Below are 18,860 nucleotides of genomic sequence, written 5' to 3' on the forward strand. Positions count from 1 at the left end.
TAAGCGGGCTTTCGTAACGGCAAAGACTGATCTCAATTCAAGCCCGAGCCATACGCAGCTTCATCGAAAACTCTCGCAGCGCCGCAATCCCGCTCTCTTCCGCACGCTGGCACCAGGCCTGCAGTTCAGTAGCCAATTGCTCGCGCGACACCGACGTGTTCAACCACATCTGGCGCAACTCTTCACGCATAGTGACCATCTTGTCCAGCATCGGGGACGCGGCGCGGGCCTTGGCCAGCTCGGACACCGCCGAAGCCGGGACCTTCTCCACATCGCGGTGCATCCAGCGCTTGGCGGCCTTGATGACGGCCACATCGGCACTGCGGGCACGCATGGCCTCGAGTTCAGCGCGGGCGGCCTTGCGCATGCCCTTGGCATAGCCTGCCATCAGCTCGTAACGGTTGGCGATCAGGGCTTCCAGCGTGTTCTCGTCAGCCACAGGGCGGATAGCACCAAAGGCAGCCTTGGGTGGAGTCTTCTTGACGCGGGCCAGGCCCATGCGCTGCAGCATGCGGATGTAGGCCCAGCCGATGTCAAACTCATAGGGTTTGACCGACAGCTTGGCCGATGTGGGGTAGGTATGGTGGTTGTTGTGCAACTCTTCGCCGGCGATCAAGATGCCCCAGGGAGAAATGTTGTTGCTGGCATCCGGTGCCTCGAAATTGCGGTAGCCCCAGTAGTGGGCCGCACCATTGATGATGCCGGCGGCCATGACGGGCGTCCACGCCATTTGCACCGCCCACACCACCAGGCCAACGGCACCGAACAAACCGATGTCGATAGCGGCCATCAAGACCAGGCCCAGCCAGGACAGGCCGGAATACACACGGCGTTCCATCCAGTCATTGGGCGTGCCGTGGCCATAGCGGGACAAAGTATCCTTGTTGCCAGCCTCGGCCCGGTACAGCTCGTAGCCTTGCAACAGCACGGTCTTGATGCCATAGACGTGGGGGCTGTGCGGGTCTTCCGGCTGTTCGCATTTGGCATGGTGCTTACGGTGGATGGCCGCCCATTCCTTGGTCACCTGGCCTGTGGTCAACCACAGCCAAAAGCGGAAAAAATGCGACGCGATGGGGTGCAGATCCAAGGCGCGGTGCGCCTGGTGGCGGTGTAGAAAAATGGTCACGCTGATCATCGTGACATGGGTCAGCGCCAGCGTGAACAACACGATCTGCCACCAGTGCAAATCCCAAATGCCATAGGCAAGCCAGTCGATGGCGGAATTCAACACAGCCCAATCGGGTAACAACATAGTCGGGTCTCTTTGTACAACGAGAAATAGTTCTTATGGAGTGGCCGGAGCAGACCCGGTAATGCCCCCAATTTTAGGGGACGGCGCCCCATTTATCGGCTTATTTTTTCTGCCACACCGCAGCAAAGAAACCGTCGGTTGCGTGCCGGTGGGGCCATAGGCGCAGATACAACTGCCCCTGCTCACCACCGCTGCACAGCGTGGCAGCGTTTTCCACCTTCAGCTCGGCCAAGACCTCGCCAGCCGACAGGGATACGAAATCGGGGTTGGCGGCTGAAAAGGCATCGGCGATGGCTTCATTTTCCTGCGGCAGGATGCTGCAAGTGGCGTACACTAGGCGGCCACCCGACTTGAGCATGCGCGCCGCGCTTTGCAGGATAGCGGCCTGCTTGACCGCCATCTCTTCCACGGCCTGCAGGTTTTGGCGCCACTTCAGATCGGGATTGCGGCGCAGCGTGCCCATGCCGGTACAGGGCGCGTCCACCAGCACGCGGTCCATCTTGCCGGTCAGGCGTTTGACGCGGTCGTCCCGCTCGTGGGCAATGGCCGCAGGATGCACGTTGGACAGGCCGCTTCGCTTGAGGCGTGACTTGAAGGCATCCAGACGGTGCGCCGAGGTGTCGAACGCATACAGGCGCCCGGTGCTGCGCATGGCTGCGCCAATGGCCAGCGTCTTGCCGCCAGCACCGGCGCAGAAGTCAACCACCATTTCGCCCCGCTTGGCGTCCAGCAGCAAGGACAACAGCTGCGAGCCTTCGTCTTGCACCTCGAACTCGCCGCGCACAAAGGCCTCGTTCTTGTTCAGCGCGGGTTTACCGGCGATGCGCAGGCCCCAAGGCGAAAACGGGGTATTGACGGTCTTGATGCCGGCCTTGGTCAGCTCTTTTTGCACATCGGCACGCTTGGCCTTGAACGTGTTGACACGCAGGTCCAGGCCAGCGCCCTGGTTCAGGCTCTCGGCCAGTGGCCAGAATTCATCGCCCAATTGGGCCTTCAACGGCTCGACCAACCACTCCGGCAGGTTGTGGCGGTGGCGCTCCATTAAATCTTGGGGGCTGACTTTTTCACATTGGTCCAGCCACTTGGTTTCCTGCTCGGTCAGCGCACTGCGCAGGAAGTCGCCAGGGCCATAAAAACCCAGAATGGCGAGGCGACGTTCCTTGGGGCCGCTGCCCGAGGGTGCCAGGTGGTCAAACAGCAGCTTCTTGCGCAGCACGGTGTACACGGTCTCAGCCATCGTGGCCCGTTCACGCGGCCCCAGGCCCCGGTTGTCGCGGAAGAAGCGCGACACGATGGCGTCCGCGGGATGGTCGAATTTGAGAGTCAGCCGGACCAGTTCGGCGCAGGCGTCTAGGAGAGCTTTTGGATGCATAGGATAGGATTGTCCCATGACAGGTGAAAAGCTCCCCCCGTTGATCGTGACCTCGCCCGGGCTGTACCGCCACTACAAGGGTAATTTGTACGAGGTCGTGGACACCGTGCGCCACAGTGAAACGCTGGAGCCGCTGACGCTGTACCGGGCGCTATACGGCGAGCGCGGCCTATGGGTGCGCCCAGCCGCCATGTTCCAGGAAGAAGTGGTCATCGCCGGCGTTCGGCAACCCCGCTTTGCCAAGGTGCCTGACGACACCCAGCCCTAGACCCCGGCGAAGCCAGGGCACGCAGACCGTTTTACCGCAGGTTTACAGGGCGTATACCTGCTCGACATGCCAGATGGCGATAGTGGGCACCTTACCCACTCGCGCTTTGCCATCCAGCATGAAACCCTATACCTCCGCACTCGCCATCTGCCTCGCTTTATCGTCCGCGCTGCTGGTGCCTGACGTCTACGCCCAGTTCAGCGGTGGCGGTATGGGTGGCGGTGGTATGGGCGGTGGTGGCCGCCACGGTTCGGGCGAGCGCCCCAAGGGCTGCGACAACGGCGATAAGGCAGATGCCGCCAAGGGCCCTCCGGGTGCGATGGGCGGCCCACAAACCCCCATGAGCCGCGAACAACTGGAATACCACTTGGGCACGCTGCAGGTCGATCTGCATTTGACGCCGGAGCAAACCGCCGCCTGGCAGACCTTCTCCGACCGCATACTGGCCCTGCAAGCCGACATGGAACGCCAACGCGGCCGCAATGCCAGCGCAGTCTCAGCCAGCGCGGCTTCCACTGGCGGCATCAAGCCGATTGCCAATGCCGTAGACACGGCACGCAATCGCCTGACCGCTCTGGAAGACATCGAATCAACCGGCCGTGCGCTGTACCTGACCCTACAGCCCGAGCAAAAGGCGCTGGCCGACCTGCGCATGGCCAGCTTTGTCACGCCGTTGCTGAAGGGCTAAGCGAAGAGCTGAGACGTGTCAGGCGCGCGGCAAAGTAACACTGACCACCAAGCCACCCGCCACTCCATTGCGCAAACTCAAACGGCCCCGCAACCGCTGTGCAATGTCGTGCGCAATCGACAGCCCCAGGCCCACGCCGCCACTGCTGCGGTTACGTGAACCCTCCACGCGGTAAAACGGCTGCAGCACCCGGTCCAGCTCTGCTTCGGCAATGCCGGGCCCCGGGTCGCTGACCTCGATACATACCTGGTCGGGCATATCAGTACAGCGCACACTGGCGCTCCCTCCGTAGCGCAGTGCGTTGTCCACCAGGTTGCTGATGCAGCGCTTTAGCGCCGATGCCTGGGTGCGCAGCGGCGCGCAAGTTGCGCCCGTTGCTGGCGCGGGCTCAAAGCACACCGCATGCCCCGTATCCTGGTAATCGTCTACCCAACTGTGCAGCGCGGACTCCACATCCAGCAGCACGCAGGGTTCGGGTTCGGCCGCGCCACGCAGATAGTCCAGCGTGGCGCAGATCATGGTGTTCATCTCGGCAATGTCGCGGGCGAACTGTTGGCGCTGTTCGGTGTCCACAAGGGACTCGGTGCGCAGCGCCAAGCGGGTCAGTGGTGTGCGCAGATCGTGCGACACGGCAGCCACGAAACGGTCGCGCTCATCCAGTTGGCGGCAGATTTGTGCCTGCATCTGGTTGAAGACGCGGGTCGCCGCGCGGCATTCGTCCGAGCCCTCCTCCACCAACGGCGCACGGCGGATGTCGCGCCCCAGGGCGCTCGCGGCTTGGGCCAGGCGCAGCACCGGCTGCGACAACCAGCGTGCCCCGATCCACGCGGTCAGCATCAGGGCCATCAGGCGAACACCGATGTCCAGCCACAAGCCCAGCTGCATATGCGGCGGTGGTCCACCGGGCGGTGGGCCTGCAAAGCCCGGCCCCGGACCGTGCCCCGGTGGGGCGCCCATCAACTCAAACATCATCGTCAGCACCAGCGCATGGCTGGCCATGACGGCCACTAGTAGCAACAGGGCCAGGCGACCAAACAGGGTGCGCGGTATCAGGCGCGCCATGCCGTACGCCCCTGTACCGATTGCACATTGAACATGTAACCGGCACCCCGCACGGTCTTGATCATGCTGGTGGCATCGTCTGCACGCGCCAGCTTTTGGCGCAGGCGCGAGACCAGCAGGTCGATGCTGCGCTCAAACGCATCCATAGAGCGCCCCCGCGCCTGCTCCACCAACTGGTCGCGGCTGAACAGGCGCCGCGGCGTCTGCAAAAAGGTACAGAGCAGCCGAAATTCGGCATTGGACAGCGGCACGACCACGCCATCAGGCGACTGCAAACTGCGCGCCTCGCGGTGCAGCTCCCAACCATCAAAGCAGATGACATCGTTGCGCGGGCTGACCGGCGCACCCTCATGGGCACCGGCCACGCGGCGCAACACCGTCTGGATGCGGGCCACCAGCTCGCGCGGCTCAAAGGGTTTGCTGACATAGTCGTCGGCACCGTTCTCCAACCCGATGACGCGGTCATACGGCTCGGAGCGCGCTGTCAGCATGATGACGGGGATGCCCGACCGCTGGCGCACCTCGCGCGCCAGTGCCAGGCCGTGCACGCCGGGCAGCATCACGTCCATGACCACCAGCTCAATGGGATGCAAACCCAACTGACGCCGCATGGCCTCGCCGTCACCGGCAGTGTGCACTGCGAAGCCAAAGCGGGCCAGGTAGTCCCGCAGCAGATTGGTGATATCCACATCGTCGTCGACGATCAGTAACTGGGTCTGGGCGCTGGCGCTGCTCATGGTGCCTTTGAGTGTAGGTAGGGGTCTCGACTTTTAAAGGGACGAACTGAACCGCTTTTCACCCGCACATCGCAGGCTTCAGCACCTCTGTGTACCAGGCTCGGTACAAAGTAGACATGCCTGCTTAACCGGCGTTTTCAACAATGCAAGCGTCACCTTTTGCCGCGGTCTTTGGGTGGCAGACAACCCTTCTACCTTTGAAACATGCACAGAAAGGAACGACTATGAGCACCATCAGCGGGGTCAGTGGCTCGGGCAATGCCTGGGCCAGCGCCTCCACCCAACGCACCCACAACCACCAGGCCAAGATGTTCGCCAAGGTCGACAGCAATGGCGACGGCAGCGTGGACCAGGCCGAGTTGGGCGCCATGCTCGACAAGGTCAGCCAGAAGATCGGCGCCAGCTTCGGTGACACGGCCAAGGTGTTTGCCTCCATGGACAGCGATGGAGACGGCAAGCTGTCGTCTGACGAGCTGGGCAAGGGCATGAAGAGCATCATGCCCCCGCCGCCGTCCACGGTGGACTTCGCGCAGGCCCACCAGGGCGGGCCCGGTGGCCCCGGTGGCTGCGAGGGCCCACCGCCAGGTGCGGATGGTGGCGCAAGTACGGCGGGCGCAAGCTCCAGCACCTCCTACGACCCGCTGGACACCAACCAGGATGGCACCGTGTCCGAAGCCGAGCGACTGGCTGGCGCCAGCAAGACTGACGCGGTGCAAGCCCTGTTCAAGGCGATTGACACCGATGGTGACGGCCAGATCAGCCAGACCGAGTCGGACGACTTCAGCAAAAAGCTATCCGACATGGTGACGCAGGCGGGCAGCAACAGCACTACGGCCAGCCAGACGGCGACCGGTTTTGACATCCATAAGCTGGCCCAAATGCTGTACGACCAGGTGGCCGGGGGCCTGTCGCAGGCGGCCAGCAGCAGTTCCCTGAGCGCCGTCGCCTGAACGGTGGCCCACCAAGCCCCGCCGCTGCCAAGCGTTTGGTGCTTGGTGCCTGGCAGCCGTCAGGCAGCGGCACGCAGGGCACAATCCGGGCATGACCCGCGTCTTGATCGTCGATGACGAACCCAGCATCCGCCAACTCGTTGCCACCCTGCTCACGCTAGAGGGTTTTGATGTGGCCATGGCGTGCGACGGCCGCGACGCGCTGGAGCAAGTGAACGCGGGGGCGCCCGATATCGTGGTCTCCGACGTGCGCATGCCCCACCTCAATGGCTACGAACTCCTGGCCGCCCTGCGTGCTCAGCCAGCCTTGCATACGCTGAAGTTTGTGCTGCTGACCAATGTGGCCGACACTGACCCGGCGGCCGACCAGGCCATCGCCCAAGCCGATGCCTGCCTGACCAAGCCATTCACCCGCGAACGGCTGCTCGATACATTGCACCGGCTCCGCGGCTGAGCCGCGATACAAACGATACAAAGCACCGCCCGCATGACACGGGGGTGATACGCAGGGTCCGCATACTTCCCACACCCCAGCCGATAGCGGTGTGTGTAGTGCGCGCTGAGCAGAAGCCGGGGCAAAAAAACCAACCAGACTTTTCACACACACACAGAGCCCAAGAATATGAGCAGTGCTTTTTTTGTAGTCCCCGTAGGAGGGGGAGACCACGTGTTTGCATCCAACATCTTGTCGGAATGCATAGAAATTGCCCGCTATTTCACCCGCGTCGAAATTGTGGACATGTTTGGCGAGGTCTGGAGGGCGGCCGAGTCAGGCGACCGCCGCACCCTGGTGGACCCCAGGGCCAATATTCCGGCCGCAACGCTGATGCAGTGCATCGAGACGGCGTCCAACCAGTCGCAGTTTCAGGGTCTTTCCAAGACCAGCATATAGCCCACACCCCGCACGGTGCGCAGTGTTTGTGGCTTATCGGCATCTATCTCGATCTTGCGTCGCAGCCGCGTCACACGCAGGTCAATGCTGCGGTCGCTGCCATCGTAGTCCCGCTGGCTGGTGGTTTCCAACAACCACTCACGGGTCAGCGGGCGGTTGGGGTGCTGGCAGAACAGGTCCAGCAGGTCGAATTCCGTTGCAGTTAATTGCTCATGCAAGCCGTCGGGCGTCAGCAGCACACGGCGGCCCCGGTCAAAACTACATCGCCCCAGCGGTATGGGCGGCACCTCATTGGCCGCGGCGGCTGGGGCAGCCCGTTGGGCGGCAATGGCCTGGGTGCGCCGCAGCACGCTCTTGATACGGGCCAGCAGCTCACGCGGGTCATAGGGTTTGGTGACGTAATCATCGGCACCGGTTTCCAGCCCGACGATGCGGTCCACTTGGTCTGACGCGCTGGTGACCATGATGATGCCCAGACCCGGGTGGCGCTCCCGCAACCAGCGGGCCAGCGCAAAACCATCTTCGCCGGGCAGGCCCACGTCCAACAGCAGCAACTGCGGCATTTCCGCCACCAAGGCTTCACGCATCAACCGGCCATCGGGCACGGCGGCCACCCGCAGACCTTGGCGCGAGAGGTACTCGGTCAGGATCTGGCGCTGTGTGGGCTCGTCCTCTACGACCAGCAGATAGGGAATGTCTGGATTCATGGGCTTGGGGGTTGCTGCATTTGTGTGCAGATCGCGATTATGGCGTTGATTTCTGCTGCCACCCCCGATCTGCGCCTCAGCTTCTACGGCTAAACTGAATCGCAACATCCCGCACAGCCCGTGAACCAGCCCGCCAACACCGCCCCCAACACCCCACCCGTCGAGCATCCTGTGCTGGACGCCAGCGTTTTGGGCGCCATGTTTGGCAACGAATCGGCGTTGATTGCCAGCGTGTTGCAAACTTTTGCAGACAGTACGCGCAGCAGCCTGTCAGCCCTGGCGCAGGCCGCTTCCGCCCAGCCCGAAGACTTGGGCAGCATCCAATCCCTGGCCCACCGCATCACCGGCGCCAGCCGCTTGAGCGGCGCCATGGCCCTGGGCGAGGCCGCCTACCAGGTCGAGCAAGCCGCCAAGCAGGGCAACACCACCGCCGTCCGGCAGGGTCTGCTGGCGCTGGACGCGCAGTGGCAGTTATTTGAAGCCGCCTTGCGCGCGTTGACCGCGCCGCCCGCGTAGGTAGCAGTCCCCGCTATTCAGGAACAGCCCATGACCCCAACCAAGCCCACTCCCCTGCTCCTCACCGTTGCGCTGTTGCTGACCCTGCACAGTGCGCCGGCGCTGGCCGGCCGCTCCTGCGAGGCCAGCAAACCTACGCCGCAGATGTTCGAACGTGGCCTGAACCTGGCTGAGCAGACCCTGCATGCGCTGGATGCCGAATACGCCCGGTCCGGCGCCAAGCTCGTGGTGCTGACCCGCATGGGCCAGGACCTCAGCAAATACGGCCTGCGCTACTCGCACCTGGGCTTTGCCTACCGCCAGCCTAGCGGCCAATGGCTGGTGGCGCACAAACTCAATACCTGCGCCACGGCCGAAGCCGCCGTCTACCGCCAGGGTTTGGGCGAGTTCTTTCTGGACGACCTGTACCGCTTTGAAGGCGCCTGGGTGCTGCCCACGCCCGAGGTGCAGGAGCGGCTGCACGCCGTGCTGAGCGACGACACCCGCATCGCAACTCTGCACACCAAGCCCTACAGCATCGTCAGCTACGCCTGGGCCCAGAAATACCAGCAGTCCAACCAATGGGCACTGGAAACGCTGGCCTATGCCATGGAGCCCTCCGCCGACAACCGCGCACGCGCCCAAGCCTGGCTGCAATTCAAGGGCTATGAGCCCAGCACCCTGAAGATCGGCGCGCTGACCCGCCTGGGCGGACGCATGACGGCCGCCAACGTGGCCTTTGACGACCACCCCAATGAAAAGCGCTTTTCCGACCGCATCGAGACAGTAACGGTGGACTCGGTCTTCAAGTGGCTGCAGAAGGCCGGCCTCGGCGGCGCGCCGGCGGTCTTGCGCTAGCGACGTGGGCAGTCGACTGCTTCAAAAGGCCGTCAAAATGGCCTAAAAACCCCAAAACGGGTTTATTGACTGGTGCAAAGCCGAATTATTGACAAAATCGGCCCCTAGCCCTCGTCAGCGGGTCATTTCTCGCTATTGTTTTTGCAGCAACCCGGCAATCGCCCGGGGATAGATCAGGTGTTCCTGGGTCAGCACGCGGGCGGCCAGCGTGTCGGCGGTGTCCGTAGGCAGCACCGGTACCACGGCCTGGGCCAGTATCTCACCCTCATCCAGCACGCTGGTGACCTGGTGCACGGTGACGCCTGCGAACTTGCAGCCCGCGTCGATGGCGCGCTGGTGGGTGTGCAGGCCGGTGAAGGCTGGCAGCAGCGACGGGTGGATGTTGACCAGACGCCCGGTGTAGCGGTCTACAAACTCCGGCGTCAGTATGCGCATGAAGCCCGCCAGCACCACCAGCGCCGGGGCATCCGGCTGGTCGTAGCGGTCGATCAGCGCTGCCAACGCAGTGTCAAAGGCTTCGCGCGAGGCGAAGGCCTTGTGGTCCAGCACCTCGGTGGCAATGCCCTGCTCCTTCGCAAAGACCAAGCCCTTTGCATCAGCCTTGTTGCTGATGATGGCGGCGACCTGGGCACCCAGGCGCTTGGCCCAGTCTTCGCGTTGCGCCGTCTTGACGATGGCCGCCATATTGGAGCCGCCGCCAGAAATCAAAATAACGATGTTCTTCATGTGGAGGGGAATTATCGCTGGGGTGAAAGCCTCCGTGCGCCAACGCACGGTGCCGCATCGCGGTATCGCCTATCGTGCAGCCCAGGCCCTGAGAGCCTGCTTATGACCGTGTTTCAACAACACCTGCTTGAGAGGACTACCACCATGAACAACAATAACAACCACAACGCCACACGCCGCAACTTCCACCGTGTGATGCTGACCACCGCCGTGCTGCTGTCTCTGGCCGCAGTCAACCTGCCCTCACAGGCCGCTACGGCCGAAGATCTGAACCAGGACGCCAACCGCGCGCTGCAAACCCTGTACCGTTCCCACCCTGAAACCGAGAAGCTGGGCAAGGCCGCCAAGGCCGTGCTGGTGTTTCCCAAGATCATCAAGGCGGGCCTGGTGTTTGGCGGCAGCTATGGCGAGGGCGTCATGACCAAGAACGGCGCCTTCTCCGGCTACTACAACTCGGTCTCGGCCTCCTGGGGCTGGCAAGCGGGTGCCGAGTCCTACGGTTATGTGGTCTTCCTGATGAACGACAAATCGGTGGACTACCTGGCTAAGACCAAGGGCTGGGAAGTGGGCGTGGGGCCCAACGTCGTCATGGTCAACGAGGGCATGGCCAAGAACCTGTCCACGTCCACGCTCAAAGACGACGCCTATGCCTACATCTTTGACCAGCAGGGCCTCATGGTCAGCCTGAGCATCGAGGGCACCAAGATCTCGCCGATCCAGAAGCGCTGACAAAACCCGGGGCGGGCTGGCTAGCCCCGATAATTGCGGTTGCACCATCTTCCGCAATTGAATCGACCAGCCTGCCCATGACGCTCCCCAGTTCCGATACGCCAGCCGCTGCCACCTCTATCACGCTTTCCACCATCGAGGCGCGCGTACTGGCCACGCTGATGGAGAAGGCCCGCACCGTGCCCGACAGCTACCCGCTGTCGCTGAATACGCTGCTGCTGGGCTGCAACCAGAAGAGCAGCCGCGACCCGGTGATGGAACTCAGCGAAGCCGAGATCGCCACCGCGCTGGACACCCTGCTGCCGCTAAACCTGGTGCGCACCGTCAGTGGCAGCCGCGTCGCCCGCTACGAGCACAACTTCCAACGCGGCATCGGCGTGCCCGAACAATCCGCCGTGCTGCTGGGCCTGCTGATCCTGCGCGGCCCGCAGACCGCCGGTGAATTGCGGCTGAACGCCGAGCGCTGGTACCGCTTCGCCGACATCTCGTCGGTCGAAGGTTTCTTGGAAGAGATGCAAGACCGCTCTACCGAGAAAGGTGGTCCGTTGGTCGTCAAGCTGCCGCGTGCCAGCGGCGCCCGCGAGCAGCGCTGGGCCCACCTGCTGTGCGGGCCGGTAGATACCACTACCGCCGCTGCCGTGTCATCTGCATCGGGCCACCTCGGTAGCAACACCGCCGATCGCATTGAACGCCTGGAGGCCGAAGTGGCCAGCCTGCGCCGCACCGTGCAAAGGCTGTGCGCCGAGCTGGGCGTATCGCCCTCCGAAGAAGAATCCCAATAACCCCCCACTACAACAAACCAAACGATCACCGCCATGACCGAAGCCACCGAACGCCCCACCCTGCCCGACCATTTGTCCACCGACGCGCGCAGCCCGCACTTCAATGCCGCCGTGTTCGAGCACGACATCGGCATCCGCTTCAACGGCAAGGAACGCAATGACGTGGCCGAATACTGCATCAGCGAAGGCTGGGTCAAGGTCCCCTCCGGCAAGACCGTGGACCGCAAGGGCAACCCCGTGTTGATCAAGCTCAAGGGCGCAGTCGAGGCGTTCTACCGCTGAATGTGAATGGCCCTGCGCCTCTTGGCGCTGCAGGTCATTGCGCATCCAGACTCTCCCGCCGCATGGCTCGCCATAGCGTCAGGTCATAAGCGATTTTCAGCACGCCGCACGCCACCAGCGGCAGCGCAATCCAGCCTGCTGCGAACAGGGCACCACTCAACGTGGGACTGAGCGCCGCGGCCAGGCTGCGCGGCACCGCCGTGAAGCTGGCGGCCGCACTGCGCTCAGCCGGTGTGACCACGGCCATCACATAGGCGGTGCGGGTGGGCACGTCCATGCTGGACAAGGCGCTGCGCACCAGCAGCAGAGCCAGTGCCACGTAGAGGTTGGGCGCCAAGGCCGCCAGTACCAGACATACATTGGCCGGCAGGTGCGTGAAGACCATGGTGTTGAGCAGCCCTATGCGCTGCGCCACCCAGGGTGCTGCCAATTGCGATGCGGCGCCCAACAGACCGGTGCAGAAAAAGAACACACCGGCCTGCGCCAGCGAGAACCCAAACCGCTGCAGCAGCCACAACGACATCAGCGCATTGACGACCAGGCCACCCGCAAAAGCGTCCACGCTGAACAGCGCGGCCAACCGCAGCACCACGCCGCGCGACGGGCCCAGTGGCGCGGGTTGCACCGGCTCGCCCTGTACACCACCGGCCGTTGGCAAACGCCGGTACAACACAAACACCGCCAACCCCAGCACGGCGTAGACCCCAAACATCGCACGCAGGGCGTCCAGGCGCTGCAGGCCCGCGTGCCCCACCATCCAATCCGGCACACCTGCCGCCAGCGCGCCCAATGCCGCACACAGTGCGCCCAACAGGCTGTAGCGCGCAAACAATGCGGTGCGCGCATGGCCTTGCGCCGCTTCGGCCAGGCGGGCATGTTCCAGCGGCAGGAAGACACTGACATCGCCCGAGCTGGGGTTCAGCGTACCAACGACGGCGACGACGAGCAAGGGCCAGAACGACGCAAAACTGGCAAAGCACAGACCGGTGGCCACCATCAGCAGGGCCGCGCCGCGCAACAGGCGCCGTCCGGCAAAGCGGTGGCCCCAGGCCCCCACCGCCAGCGTCGCCGCGGCAGACCCCAGCATCGTGGCGGTACTGACAATGCCCACCTCCAGCGTCCCCAAGCCCAGGGCCAACAGATAGGCGGGCAGCAGCACGGCCATGAAGCCATCGCCCACGGCGCGCAGTGCCCGCGCGCAGAGCAATGTCAGCGCCGTGCGGTCCACCCCATGCGGCAACAGCAGTCGATGCAGCAAGCCTGCGCGCAGACCTTGCGGCGGTGGTGGTGTGGCGTGGGTTTCAGCGGTTGCCATGGTGGAGCCCGTCAGAGGGTAGCGCCATCCTGTCACAACTTTGACAGAACGAATCGAACGACCGTGCTAAAAATCGGATTGTCTACTTGGAGATTAATCGATGGACTTGGCATTTACCCCTGAAGAGCAGCAATTCCGCGAAGACATTCGCACCTGGGTGAGGGCCAATCTGCCCGCTGAAATCGCCCACAAAGTACATAACGCACTGGAGCTGACCCGCGACGATCTACAGCGCTGGGCCAAGATCCTGGGCCGCAAAGGCTGGCTGGGCCACGCCTGGCCCAAGGAGTTTGGCGGCCCCGGTTGGAACGCGGTGCAGAAGCATTTGTTTGAAGAAGAGTGCGCACTGGCCGGCGCGCCGCGCGTGGTGCCCTTTGGCCCTGTGATGGTCGCGCCCGTCATCATGGCATTTGGCAACGCCGAACAACAAAAGCGTTTCCTGCCCGGCATCGCCAGTGGTGAAGTCTGGTGGAGCCAGGGCTACAGCGAACCCGGCTCGGGCTCGGACCTGGCGTCCGTCAAGACCCGCGCCGAACGCAAGGGCGACAAGTACCTCGTCAACGGCCAGAAGACCTGGACCACGCTGGGCCAATACGGCGAATGGATCTTCTGCCTGGTGCGCACCAGCACCGAAGGCAAACCGCAGACCGGCATCTCCTTCCTGCTGATCGACATGAAGAGCCCCGGCGTCACCGTGCGCCCCATCATCATGCTGGACGGCGGCCACGAGGTGAACGAGGTGTTCTTCGACAACGTCGAAGTGCCCGCCGAGAACCTGATCGGCGAAGAGAACAAGGGCTGGACCTATGCCAAGCACCTGCTCTCCCATGAGCGCACCAATATCGCCGACGTGAACCGCGCCAAGCGCGAGCTGGAGCGCCTCAAGCGCATCGCCAAGCGCGAAGGCGTGTGGACCGACACCCGCTTCCGCGACGAAATCGCCAAGCTGGAAGTGGACGTGGTCGCGCTGGAAATGCTGGTGCTGCGCGTGCTGGCCGCCGAAAAGTCCGGCAAGAACCCGCTGGACATCGCCGGCCTGCTGAAGATACGCGGCAGCGAGATCCAGCAACGTTACTCCGAGCTGATGATGCTGGCCGCCGGCCCCTTCGCCGTACCCCTGATCCGCGAGGCCATGGCCGCCGGCTGGCAAGGCGACTTCCCCGGTGGCGAAGTGGCCAACGCGCCGCTGGCATCGACCTTCTTCAACATGCGCAAGACCACCATTTACGGCGGATCGAACGAAGTGCAACGCAATATCGTCTCGCAAGTCGTGCTCGGCTAAGACATCTTCCCCAAGAGGTAACAAAAATGGATTTCGACTTTTCTGACGACCAGGTACAACTCGGCGATGCCGTGCGCAAATGGGTGGACAAGGGCTACACCTTTGAGCGCCGCCGCGCGATCGAAAAGGCCGGTGGCTTTGACCGCGCTGCTTGGAACGAACTGGCCGAACTGGGCCTGGCCGGTCTGTATGTGCCCGAAGACGATGGCGGCCTGGGCATGGGCCCGGTCGAAGGCATGGTGGTCATGGAAGAGCTGGGCCGCGGCATCGTGCTCGAACCCCTGGCCCAATCCCTGATCGCCGGTGGCGTGTTGGCCGGTTATGCCGACGCCGCTACCAAGGCCGCGTGGTTGCCGAAAGTCGCCAGCGGCGAAGCTATCGTGGTGCTGGCCTACCAAGAGCGTGCAGCCCGCTACAAGCTCGACGTGTGCGAGGCAAAAGCCACGCAAGCCCCCGGTGGCTATGTATTGAATGCTACAAAAAGCGTAGTGCCCGTGGGTGACCAGGCCGACGCCTTCATCGTGCCCGCCAAGATCAACAGCCAGTTGGCGCTGTTCCTGGTCGAACGCCAATCGGCCGGCGTAACCACACGCGGCTATGGCACGCAGGACGGCAGCCGCGCCGCTGAGCTGGTGCTGAAGAACGCGCCCGCCACGCTGATCACCACTGACGGCCTGGCCGCACTGGAACATGCCGTGGACATTGGCATCGCCGCCAGCTGTGCCGAGGCCGTGGGCGTCATGGACAAGACCGTGGCCATCACCGCCGAATACCTGAACACCCGCAAGCAGTTCGGCGTCGTCATCAGCAGCTTCCAGGCCCTGCGCCACCGCGCGGCCGACATGAAGATGCAACTGGAACTGGCCCGCTCCATGAGCTACTACGCCAGCCTGAAGCTCAACGCACCGGCCCCCGAGCGCCGCGCCGCGATGGCCCGTGCCAAGTACCAGCTGGGCCAGAGCATGCGCTTCATCGCCGCGCAATCGGTGCAACTGCACGGCGGTATTGGCGTGACAGATGAGTACATCGTCAGCCACTACTTCAAGAAGCTCACGCAACTGGAAATGACCTTTGGCGACAGCATGCACCACCTGGGTGAGGTGTCGGCGCGTATGCAGGATACGGCAGGGGTGTTTGCCTGATACAGCCAATTCACGCCGCAACAAGAGCCCTCCGCCGGAGGGCTTTTTTTTTGGTAACACGCCTGTAGCGATACATTTCAGTGATGCCCACCTTCTTCGCAACCCCCGCACACTTCCGCGCCTGGTTTGCCCAACACGCAGCGACCGAAGCCGAGTTGATCGTCGGCTTCTACAAGCGCGACACGGGCAAGCCCAGCATCACCTGGCCCGAGTCGGTGGACGAGGCGCTGTGCGCAGGCTGGATCGATGGGGTGCGCAAGCGCATCGATGACGAGGCTTACATGATCCGCTTCACACCGCGCAAGCCCACCTCCACCTGGAGCGCCATCAACATCGAGCGCGTGCGGGTATTGACCGAAGAGGGCCGCATGACGGAAGCCGGTTTGAAGGCCTTTGCGCTGCGCCGCGAGGCCAAGTCCAAAATCTACGCATATGAACAGGCAGAGACCGCGGTGTTGGCACCGTTAGAAGAAAAGCTGTTCCGCAAGAACAAGGCCGCCTGGAAGTTCTTTGAAGCCCAGCCGCCGGGCTACCGCCACCAGATGCTCTGGCGCATTGTCAGCGCCAAGCGCGAAGCCACGCGCGAAAGCCGGTTGGCCAAGCTGATGGAGGCTTCGCAGAACGGCCTGCGCCTGGATTAAGTAACGGCTTTACCCCTGCAGCTGCAACCACTGGGCCAACTGCGGCAACAGTCGCGCCTTGCGCTCTGCGCGCAGGCGTATGCCTTCGGCACCGCGCGCGGCCTGCACCTGGGCCTCTAGCGGCTGGTGGGCTTTGGCATAGGCCTGCAGGGCGTCGGCTTCCGTGGCATCGCTGCTGTTGCGCAGCAGCTTGGTCAGGTATTCGGTGCGTTCGTAGTCAGGCTGCATGTGCAGCAGGGCTTCGGTGTTCTGAAGGGCAAAGGCCCAAACCAAGGCTGTGTGTTCGCGCGATAGATCCACCAGCACATTGCTGGCGATCAAGGGGGGCAGGTCTTTGGACAAAGCCAGAGGAAGAGCCTGAGGCGCCAATTGCGGATCGGCTACGGACAGAGCCGCCGTGTAGAGCCGGTTTTTTTCTTCCGTACCCTCGGCCTTGCGGGCCAGGCTCAACAACTGGTCAAACATAGCTTGGTCCGCAGCACGCCCCACCGCCTGCGTAACGACGGCCACCATGGTGGGCGCCATGCTGTGTGGCTCTGTCAGGTAGCGGGCGAAGCGGTTGCGGGCTTCCTGCACGGTGGCGTCGTCGCCCATGGTGGCCAAGAACTGCAGCAGGGCGGCACGCGTCTGCATCTGGTCGACCGACTCGCCGGCAACGCCATCCCAACCCAGCCGCTGGAATGCGGGCTTGACTGCCGCAATAGCAAAGCGGCGCAGCGCTTGGCGCGTGGCTGCATCGCCGCGGGCCATGTCGTCCAGGCTGGTGATGCGGTCCAGCACCAGCCGCCAGATGGCCACGCGGGGCTCGTCGGCCAAGGCCTTGACGATGTCGAAGAAGGCTGCAACGGGCAGCCGGCCTTCGCTGAACAAGATGCTGGCATCGGTCACGACTTTGACGCGGGCGCTATCGGGCAACTGCTGCAGGCCGGGTATCAGTTCGGCCAGCAGCTCCGGTGCATACTGCACGCGGTAGTAGCCCACGCTCTGGGGATCAACCACCAGCGGGCCGGTGCAACCGGGGCGCGTGAAGGTTTGGCTGCGTTTCTCCAGCAACACGTAGTCGGGCTTGCCATCCACCGTGCCGACCTGCACCGGGATGCTCCACACACGCTCGCTCTTGGCGCTGCGGTCCAACAAGAACTGTTGTTGGCGCAGCGTGATGGTGCGCTGGCCGTTGTCGCACACCGCATCTACGCTGACCAGCGGAAAGCCGGCGCGCAGTGTCCAGTCGCGGGCCAACTTGTCCACTGGCTTGCCCGAGGCCTGGGCCAACTCGGTCCACAGATCGGCGCTGGTGGTGTTGGAGTATTGGTGCTTGGCGATGTAGGCGCGTATGCCATTGCGAAAGGCCTCTTCGCCCAGGTAGGCTTCGAGCATGCGCAAAAAGGCCTGGCCTTTTTCGTAGGTGATGTTGTCGAAGGCGTCGTTGGCCTGGTTCTCGTTGGTGACCGGCTGGTAGATGGGGTGGGCGCTCTTCAGTGCGTCCTGCGCCATGGCCGTCTCGCGGCTTGCGTTGGCACTGAGGGCGACATGCCATTCGGGGTTGAAGTGGTCGGTTGCCTTGCTCTCCATCCACGATGCAAAGGCTTCGTTGAGCCACAGGTTGTCCCACCAGGCCATGGTCACCAGGTTGCCAAACCACTGGTGCGCCGTCTCATGGGCCACGACGCGGAAGACATTCTGTTGCGTGCTGAGCGGGCTTTTGGCCGGGTCGTACAGCATCGTGGTTTCGTTGTAGATGACGCCACCCCAGTTTTCCATGGCACCACCGAAACCACCGGGCACGGCAATCTGGTCCAGCTTGGGCAATGGGTAGCGCACGCCGAAATAGTCGTTGTAGTAGCGCAGCAGGTCTTGGCTGATCTTGAGCGCATAGCTTGCCGCGGGCAGTTTGCCCATGGTGGTGACCACGCCGATCTCGGTGCCATCCTGCACGGCGCTGCTGCGCTCCAGCTCGCCCGCGGCCAGCACCATCAAATAGGTGGACATCTTGGGCGTCATTGCAAAGCGCACGCGCTTGCTGCCATTGGGCAAGGTCTGCTCCTGCTGCACCGGCATATTGGAGATGGCGGTGAAAGTGGCAGGCACATCGGCCGTCATCTGGAAGCGGGCACGGAAGACCGGCTCGTCCCACGACGGGAAGAAGCTGCGCGCGTCGGTGGCCTCCAGGTTGCTGCCGATCATGATCTTCTCGGCAGCACCCACCTGGTAGCGGTCGTAGTACAGGCCCTGGGCCGTACGGTTGATGACGCCGCGGTAGCGCAGCGCCAGCGTGTAGCGCCCCTTGGCCAGAGATTTGGGCAGTGCGAAGCTCAGCGTTTGCTGCGCTTTGTCGAGCAGGGGTTGCAGACTCTGCTGGGGCATGCCTTGCCCGCTGAGTGTGGCCGCGTCGATGCTGAGCTGGTTGGCATTGAGCACGATCTTGCGCGTGGTGCTGCGCACATCCAGCGTGATGTCTTCGGTGCCGCTGAAAGTGAATGCCGTGAGGTCTGGAACGATGTGGATCTGGTACTCCAGGGGCACCACGTCCTTGGGCAGCTTGCCTGGTGTACGGTCAAAGCTGAATTTGGATTCGGCCTGGGCCGTGAGCGACAGAATGGCGAGCGCGATGGCGCTGGCGCCCTTGAACAACAGTGGTGCTTGCATGCAATGGTTTTCTCGGCGAGAAAAAGGCCGTGGA

21 protein-coding genes are annotated in these 18,860 nt (G+C 63.3%); 13 read left to right on the forward strand and 8 right to left on the reverse strand.

Translation table 11 applies throughout. The features are described from left to right. Positions 1 to 37 precede the first annotated feature (37 nt). Together AC07OO_RS02925 and AC07OO_RS02930 are read right to left on the reverse strand one after the other, a co-directional pair. Complete coding sequence (locus AC07OO_RS02925) at positions 38 to 1,252, reverse strand: DesA family fatty acid desaturase (protein ID WP_495080553.1); 1,215 nt, start codon at positions 1,250 to 1,252, stop codon at positions 38 to 40. 100 nt (positions 1,253 to 1,352) lie between these two features. Next, complete coding sequence (locus AC07OO_RS02930) at positions 1,353 to 2,624, reverse strand: RsmB/NOP family class I SAM-dependent RNA methyltransferase (RefSeq protein WP_495080554.1); 1,272 nt, start codon at positions 2,622 to 2,624, stop codon at positions 1,353 to 1,355. Positions 2,625 to 2,640: 16 nt separating this feature from the next. Between AC07OO_RS02930 and AC07OO_RS02935 the strand changes: the two genes are divergently transcribed. Both AC07OO_RS02935 and AC07OO_RS02940 read left to right on the forward strand, forming a co-directional pair. Beyond that, entirely contained in the window at positions 2,641 to 2,892 is a 252-nt protein-coding gene (locus tag AC07OO_RS02935) for a DUF1653 domain-containing protein (RefSeq protein ID WP_495080555.1), read from the forward strand. Between the two features lie 118 nt (positions 2,893 to 3,010). After that, positions 3,011 to 3,580 (forward strand): Spy/CpxP family protein refolding chaperone, encoded by a 570-nt coding sequence (locus AC07OO_RS02940; protein WP_495080556.1) that lies wholly within the window; start codon positions 3,011 to 3,013, stop codon positions 3,578 to 3,580. Positions 3,581 to 3,598: 18 nt separating this feature from the next. On the opposite strand, the gene AC07OO_RS02945 is transcribed toward AC07OO_RS02940, so the two are convergent. Both AC07OO_RS02945 and AC07OO_RS02950 read right to left on the reverse strand, forming a co-directional pair. Next, the gene (locus AC07OO_RS02945; RefSeq protein WP_495080557.1) at positions 3,599 to 4,642 is read right to left on the reverse strand and encodes an ATP-binding protein; all 1,044 of its coding nucleotides are present in this window, start codon (positions 4,640 to 4,642) and stop codon (positions 3,599 to 3,601) included. Further along, positions 4,630 to 5,379 (reverse strand): response regulator, encoded by a 750-nt coding sequence (locus tag AC07OO_RS02950; RefSeq protein ID WP_495080558.1) that lies wholly within the window; start codon positions 5,377 to 5,379, stop codon positions 4,630 to 4,632. The genes AC07OO_RS02945 and AC07OO_RS02950 overlap by 13 nt, the downstream gene beginning before the upstream one ends. A 224-nt stretch (positions 5,380 to 5,603) precedes the next feature. Here AC07OO_RS02950 and xopAW point away from each other — a divergent pair, with 224 nt between their 5' ends. The 3 genes from xopAW to AC07OO_RS02965 all read left to right on the forward strand — a co-directional run bounded on the left by xopAW (position 5,604) and on the right by AC07OO_RS02965 (position 7,221). Then, positions 5,604 to 6,329: a XopAW family type III secretion system calcium-binding effector gene (gene xopAW / locus AC07OO_RS02955; protein ID WP_495080559.1), complete on the forward strand. Its 726-nt coding sequence runs from the start codon at positions 5,604 to 5,606 to the stop codon at positions 6,327 to 6,329. Positions 6,330 to 6,420: 91 nt separating this feature from the next. Beyond that, on the forward strand, positions 6,421 to 6,783 hold the full coding sequence (locus tag AC07OO_RS02960; RefSeq protein WP_495080560.1) for a response regulator: 363 nt from the start codon (positions 6,421 to 6,423) through the stop codon (positions 6,781 to 6,783). Between the two features lie 168 nt (positions 6,784 to 6,951). Further along, on the forward strand, positions 6,952 to 7,221 hold the full coding sequence (locus tag AC07OO_RS02965; protein ID WP_495080561.1) for a hypothetical protein: 270 nt from the start codon (positions 6,952 to 6,954) through the stop codon (positions 7,219 to 7,221). On the opposite strand, the gene AC07OO_RS02970 is transcribed toward AC07OO_RS02965, so the two are convergent. Then, complete coding sequence (locus AC07OO_RS02970) at positions 7,194 to 7,928, reverse strand: response regulator (protein WP_495080562.1); 735 nt, start codon at positions 7,926 to 7,928, stop codon at positions 7,194 to 7,196. The genes AC07OO_RS02965 and AC07OO_RS02970 overlap by 28 nt on opposite strands. A 120-nt stretch (positions 7,929 to 8,048) precedes the next feature. Between AC07OO_RS02970 and AC07OO_RS02975 the strand changes: the two genes are divergently transcribed. Next, positions 8,049 to 8,444, forward strand: a complete 396-nt coding sequence (locus tag AC07OO_RS02975) for an Hpt domain-containing protein (RefSeq protein WP_495080563.1) — start codon at positions 8,049 to 8,051, stop codon at positions 8,442 to 8,444. A 30-nt stretch (positions 8,445 to 8,474) separates the two neighbouring features. After that, positions 8,475 to 9,281 carry a DUF2145 domain-containing protein gene (locus tag AC07OO_RS02980; RefSeq protein WP_495080564.1) on the forward strand — a complete coding sequence of 269 codons (807 nt, stop codon included), beginning with the start codon at positions 8,475 to 8,477 and terminating at the stop codon, positions 9,279 to 9,281. A 132-nt stretch (positions 9,282 to 9,413) separates the two neighbouring features. Here the strand turns inward: AC07OO_RS02980 and purN are convergent, their stop codons facing one another. Beyond that, entirely contained in the window at positions 9,414 to 10,007 is a 594-nt protein-coding gene (gene purN, locus AC07OO_RS02985) for a phosphoribosylglycinamide formyltransferase (protein WP_495080565.1), read from the reverse strand. A gap of 144 nt (positions 10,008 to 10,151) precedes the next feature. Here purN and AC07OO_RS02990 point away from each other — a divergent pair, with 144 nt between their 5' ends. The 3 genes from AC07OO_RS02990 (at position 10,152) to AC07OO_RS03000 (ending at position 11,800) form a co-directional block, all read left to right on the forward strand. Then, complete coding sequence (locus AC07OO_RS02990) at positions 10,152 to 10,736, forward strand: lipid-binding SYLF domain-containing protein (RefSeq protein ID WP_495080566.1); 585 nt, start codon at positions 10,152 to 10,154, stop codon at positions 10,734 to 10,736. 77 nt (positions 10,737 to 10,813) lie between these two features. Next, entirely contained in the window at positions 10,814 to 11,518 is a 705-nt protein-coding gene (locus AC07OO_RS02995; RefSeq protein WP_495080567.1) for a YceH family protein, read from the forward strand. A 33-nt stretch (positions 11,519 to 11,551) separates the two neighbouring features. Then, positions 11,552 to 11,800: a DUF3297 family protein gene (locus AC07OO_RS03000; RefSeq protein WP_495080568.1), complete on the forward strand. Its 249-nt coding sequence runs from the start codon at positions 11,552 to 11,554 to the stop codon at positions 11,798 to 11,800. 34 nt (positions 11,801 to 11,834) lie between these two features. Here the strand turns inward: AC07OO_RS03000 and AC07OO_RS03005 are convergent, their stop codons facing one another. Continuing rightward, entirely contained in the window at positions 11,835 to 13,115 is a 1,281-nt protein-coding gene (locus AC07OO_RS03005) for an MFS transporter (protein WP_495080569.1), read from the reverse strand. A gap of 100 nt (positions 13,116 to 13,215) precedes the next feature. On the opposite strand from AC07OO_RS03005, the gene AC07OO_RS03010 reads away from it, so the two are divergent. The 3 genes from AC07OO_RS03010 (at position 13,216) to AC07OO_RS03020 (ending at position 16,180) form a co-directional block, all read left to right on the forward strand. Continuing rightward, the gene (locus AC07OO_RS03010) at positions 13,216 to 14,397 is read left to right on the forward strand and encodes an acyl-CoA dehydrogenase family protein (RefSeq protein WP_495080570.1); all 1,182 of its coding nucleotides are present in this window, start codon (positions 13,216 to 13,218) and stop codon (positions 14,395 to 14,397) included. A 26-nt stretch (positions 14,398 to 14,423) separates the two neighbouring features. Next, positions 14,424 to 15,539 carry an acyl-CoA dehydrogenase family protein gene (locus tag AC07OO_RS03015; RefSeq protein ID WP_495080571.1) on the forward strand — a complete coding sequence of 372 codons (1,116 nt, stop codon included), beginning with the start codon at positions 14,424 to 14,426 and terminating at the stop codon, positions 15,537 to 15,539. An 83-nt stretch (positions 15,540 to 15,622) separates the two neighbouring features. Beyond that, a complete protein-coding gene (locus AC07OO_RS03020) occupies positions 15,623 to 16,180 on the forward strand; it encodes a YdeI/OmpD-associated family protein (protein WP_495080572.1) in 558 nt (185 codons plus the stop codon). A 9-nt stretch (positions 16,181 to 16,189) separates the two neighbouring features. On the opposite strand, the gene AC07OO_RS03025 is transcribed toward AC07OO_RS03020, so the two are convergent. Beyond that, positions 16,190 to 18,826, reverse strand: a complete 2,637-nt coding sequence (locus AC07OO_RS03025; protein ID WP_495080573.1) for a M1 family metallopeptidase — start codon at positions 18,824 to 18,826, stop codon at positions 16,190 to 16,192. Between the last annotated feature and the right edge of the window lie 34 nt (positions 18,827 to 18,860).

It is taken from the genome of Rhodoferax sp. GW821-FHT07G04, from assembly GCF_059418585.1.

Bases quoted from the DNA above. Each gene is read 5' to 3' on its own strand.
- AC07OO_RS03020 (WP_495080572.1), top strand. From the start codon at position 15,623: ATGCCCACCTTCTTCGCAACCCCCGCACACTTCCGCGCCTGGTTTGCC.
- AC07OO_RS02945 (WP_495080557.1), bottom strand. From the start codon at position 4,642: ATGGCGCGCCTGATACCGCGCACCCTGTTTGGTCGCCTGGCCCTGTTG.
- AC07OO_RS02965 (WP_495080561.1), top strand. From the start codon at position 6,952: ATGAGCAGTGCTTTTTTTGTAGTCCCCGTAGGAGGGGGAGACCACGTG.
- AC07OO_RS02990 (WP_495080566.1), top strand. From the start codon at position 10,152: ATGAACAACAATAACAACCACAACGCCACACGCCGCAACTTCCACCGT.
- AC07OO_RS02940 (WP_495080556.1), top strand. From the start codon at position 3,011: ATGAAACCCTATACCTCCGCACTCGCCATCTGCCTCGCTTTATCGTCC.
- AC07OO_RS02970 (WP_495080562.1), bottom strand. From the start codon at position 7,928: ATGAATCCAGACATTCCCTATCTGCTGGTCGTAGAGGACGAGCCCACA.
- AC07OO_RS02930 (WP_495080554.1), bottom strand. From the start codon at position 2,624: ATGCATCCAAAAGCTCTCCTAGACGCCTGCGCCGAACTGGTCCGGCTG.
- AC07OO_RS03005 (WP_495080569.1), bottom strand. From the start codon at position 13,115: ATGGCAACCGCTGAAACCCACGCCACACCACCACCGCCGCAAGGTCTG.
- AC07OO_RS03000 (WP_495080568.1), top strand. From the start codon at position 11,552: ATGACCGAAGCCACCGAACGCCCCACCCTGCCCGACCATTTGTCCACC.
- AC07OO_RS03010 (WP_495080570.1), top strand. From the start codon at position 13,216: ATGGACTTGGCATTTACCCCTGAAGAGCAGCAATTCCGCGAAGACATT.
- purN (WP_495080565.1), bottom strand. From the start codon at position 10,007: ATGAAGAACATCGTTATTTTGATTTCTGGCGGCGGCTCCAATATGGCG.
- AC07OO_RS02960 (WP_495080560.1), top strand. From the start codon at position 6,421: ATGACCCGCGTCTTGATCGTCGATGACGAACCCAGCATCCGCCAACTC.
- AC07OO_RS03025 (WP_495080573.1), bottom strand. From the start codon at position 18,826: ATGCAAGCACCACTGTTGTTCAAGGGCGCCAGCGCCATCGCGCTCGCC.
- AC07OO_RS02935 (WP_495080555.1), top strand. From the start codon at position 2,641: ATGACAGGTGAAAAGCTCCCCCCGTTGATCGTGACCTCGCCCGGGCTG.
- AC07OO_RS02995 (WP_495080567.1), top strand. From the start codon at position 10,814: ATGACGCTCCCCAGTTCCGATACGCCAGCCGCTGCCACCTCTATCACG.
- AC07OO_RS03015 (WP_495080571.1), top strand. From the start codon at position 14,424: ATGGATTTCGACTTTTCTGACGACCAGGTACAACTCGGCGATGCCGTG.
- AC07OO_RS02950 (WP_495080558.1), bottom strand. From the start codon at position 5,379: ATGAGCAGCGCCAGCGCCCAGACCCAGTTACTGATCGTCGACGACGAT.
- xopAW (WP_495080559.1), top strand. From the start codon at position 5,604: ATGAGCACCATCAGCGGGGTCAGTGGCTCGGGCAATGCCTGGGCCAGC.
- AC07OO_RS02980 (WP_495080564.1), top strand. From the start codon at position 8,475: ATGACCCCAACCAAGCCCACTCCCCTGCTCCTCACCGTTGCGCTGTTG.
- AC07OO_RS02925 (WP_495080553.1), bottom strand. From the start codon at position 1,252: ATGTTGTTACCCGATTGGGCTGTGTTGAATTCCGCCATCGACTGGCTT.